This is a genomic window from Streptomyces atriruber, assembly GCF_001418325.1.
GTDB lineage: Bacteria > Actinomycetota > Actinomycetes > Streptomycetales > Streptomycetaceae > Streptomyces > Streptomyces atriruber.
On record NZ_LIPN01000643.1, the window covers coordinates 1 to 1,069 of the forward strand.

Sequence of the window (1,069 nt, forward strand, 5' to 3'; positions counted from 1 at the left end):
CTCAAGGTCGTCGTCGACGCGTCCAACGGCAGCGCCGGTCTCGTACTGCCGAGTCTTCTCGGGAAGCTCGGGGTGGACGCGCTGACCATCAACCCGGGGCTCGACGAGTCGCGGCCGACGGAGACGGCGGACGCGCGCAGGTCCGGGCTCGTCCGGCTCGGGGAGATCGTGGCGTCCGCGCGGGCCGCCTTCGGGGTGCGGTTCGACCCCGTCGGCGAGCGGCTGTCGCTGGTGGACGAGAAGGGCCGGATCGTCGAGGACGACCGGGCCCTGCTGGTCATGCTCGACCTGGTGGCCGCCGAGCGGCGCAGCGGGCGGGTGGCGCTGCCGGTGACCACGACGCGCATCGCCGAGCAGGTCGCCGCGTACCACGGGACGCAGGTGGACTGGACGACCACGTCGCCCGACGATCTGACGAGGGTGGGGCGAGGGGACTCGACCATCTTCGGCGGGGACGGGCGGGGCGGGTTCATCGTGCCCGAGTTCAGTGGCGTCTTCGACGGAACTGCCGCATTCGTGCGGCTCATCGGGTTGGTGGCGCGTACGCAGCTCACGTTGAGCCAGATCGACGCGCGCATTCCGCGGGCCCATGTGCAGAAGCGTGATCTGGCGACGCCGTGGGCGGTCAAGGGGCTCGTGATGCGGCGTGTGGTCGAGGCCGCCGGGGAGCGGTCAGTGGACACCACGGACGGGGTGCGGGTCGTGGAGGCCGACGGGCGTTGGGTGCTGGTGCTCCCCGACCCGGCCGAGGCCGTCACCCATCTGTGGGCCGAGGGGCCCGACGACGCGTCCGCCCAGGCGCTGCTCGACGAGTGGTCCACGGTGGTGGACAGCGCCGGCCGCTGACCTTCCCTGGCGCCGGGCGGCACCCGCAACAGGTGCTGCCCGGCGCGCCGGTGGGGCCATTCGGAGGTAACGCCCGCGACGTGCGACGATGTGCGGCATGCCGCAGCAGCCCCCCGTTCGGAGCACCCCCGCGCGCCCCCGGCGCCCGGACGCGTCCATGTCGCTGCTCACCACCGTCATGGACCACAGTCTGGACGAGGGGTACGCGGAGGCGGCGGCCCGC

The 1,069-nt window shown here is 73.3% G+C and carries 1 protein-coding gene and 1 pseudogene; both read left to right on the forward strand.

Annotated elements, in window-relative coordinates:
- A partial coding sequence (locus tag AOK03_RS39615) for a phosphohexomutase domain-containing protein (protein WP_482256563.1) occupies positions 1-846 on the forward strand: 846 nt, incomplete at its 5' end.
- An 88-nt stretch (positions 847-934) separates the two neighbouring features.
- Positions 935-1,069, forward strand: a pseudogene (locus AOK03_RS45300) (DUF881 domain-containing protein); the annotation flags it as partial.